At 32.9% G+C, this 1,648-nt stretch carries 1 protein-coding gene and 1 pseudogene; one reads left to right on the top strand and one right to left on the bottom strand.

Going from position 1 to position 1,648, the window contains the following annotated elements:
* Positions 1-21: 21 nt before the first annotated feature.
* Positions 22-201: pseudogene (locus LXO72_RS10105) on the bottom strand (helix-turn-helix domain-containing protein); the annotation flags it as partial.
* A 220-nt stretch (positions 202-421) separates the two neighbouring features.
* On the opposite strand from LXO72_RS10105, the gene LXO72_RS10100 reads away from it, so the two are divergent.
* The coding region (locus LXO72_RS10100; RefSeq protein WP_233332604.1) for an Ig-like domain-containing protein at positions 422-1,648 on the top strand (1,227 nt) is incomplete at its 3' end.

Raw genomic sequence — 1,648 nt, 5'->3', positions numbered from 1 at the left:
ATATGCATAATAGTGTTGCTAATAGACCTTCTGCCTGTTTGCTTTTTTTACTTGTGTGATGAAACCACGATTACTTTCACGAGTAATAGTAGAGCGATTTCTCCCCAGCCGACGAGCAATCTCTGCACGTTTGAGTTCTAAACATAAATAATCCTCAAATTTTACTCGTTCAGATTCAGATAAGTGTTTATAGGATTGATTCTAGTATAAAACTGTTACAAAAGAAAAAAACAATTATTTTTAATATTTTTAAACGAAGTAGTTGCAGGTAGAGAAAGACTATGCTACTATTAGAGTAGTTAATAGTTACTGATCTTTTTATAAAAATTTTAAAAGATTATAGAAATTATTGACAAAAAATAACTAGAGCATTGAGATAGTGTTTTTGAACATTATCAAATCTTTTTAAGAAGGAGAAGTTATGTTTAAGTCAAATAAACAATCAACTGAACGAGTGATTCGTTTTGGGATTCGGAAGTTCAAGGTAGGTATTGCTTCGGTTGCTGTAGCTAGTGGACTTGTTCTATTAGGAACAAGTACTGCATATGCTGATGTCAATGCTGGTGTAAGCAATGAAGCGACCCCAGTATTAGGAATTAATGATTCATCGGCTAATGAAGAAAGTTCTAGGAATATTCCAGAATTAAATACAGCGAATCAACCATTTGAAACAACTTCAAATAGTGAGCCGACAGGGGTTCCTGAATCAACAACGGCATCTGATGCTGTTGAAGGAAAAGATATTTCTAATGATATTAACCCTAGTATCGAATTAAGTCATGAAACAACTCCGGTTGTAGTTGATAATGGAGATTCACTTAACGCTAAAATTAAATTTTCAGCTCCTAGTGTAAAAGAAGGAGATTATTTTACTGTCAAGTTCAGCAATGAAGTTGATTTGACTGGTATTACACGTCCTAAAGACTTTGATACAAGTATTTGGATTGAAGATAGTATTCGATTGGCTAAAGGTCACTACGATTCAGCTACTAACACGGTGAAATTTGTAATAACAAAAGAAGCAGAAGTGTTAAGAAATATCGAGGCATCTAAAAGTTTTTATGTTGCAGTGAATAGGGATATTGTTAAAGAAACATCAACAATTACACCAACTATTTCAATTGGAAATACATCAAAGCAGTTTTCTGTACCTGTTAGATATAATCAAATCGATAGTTCTAAGGCAAATGCAGTTAATGGACTTGCAGTTTCTAGTTTGATTACAGAAAGTAATGACAAAACAAAGGAAATCACAAGCGTTACCTTTGCAAATATTAACAGAGTTAATGTTAATAATGCTATTTATACAGAAAAAAATCTAAACAACAATGTTGCACAATTTAACTCCAATGATACTGAGGTGAAAGTCTATCGAGTCCCTGCTAATGTTGCACTTGATTCTAGTTACTACTATGACCCGTCTAAATTAGAAGATGTTACTGCAACATATTCTCCGACTTATAGTGGAAATCAGATGAAGATAAACTTTGGTAACATTTCAGATGCGTTTGTTATTGTAACTAAAAATAAAACAGTAACTAAAGCAAATGCAGATAATACGATGTTAGTATCCTCAACAATGGAGGGAAATGTTAATGGCCGGATATATACCAAGTCAGTCGCAAATGCAAATAGATCTATTACTTTA

Source organism: Streptococcus sp. XMC (assembly GCF_021341835.1).
In the GTDB taxonomy this organism is placed as follows: Bacteria; Bacillota; Bacilli; order Lactobacillales; family Streptococcaceae; genus Streptococcus.
Note: the sequence above shows the minus strand (reverse complement) of the source record. Positions and strands in the feature narration are given on the sequence as shown.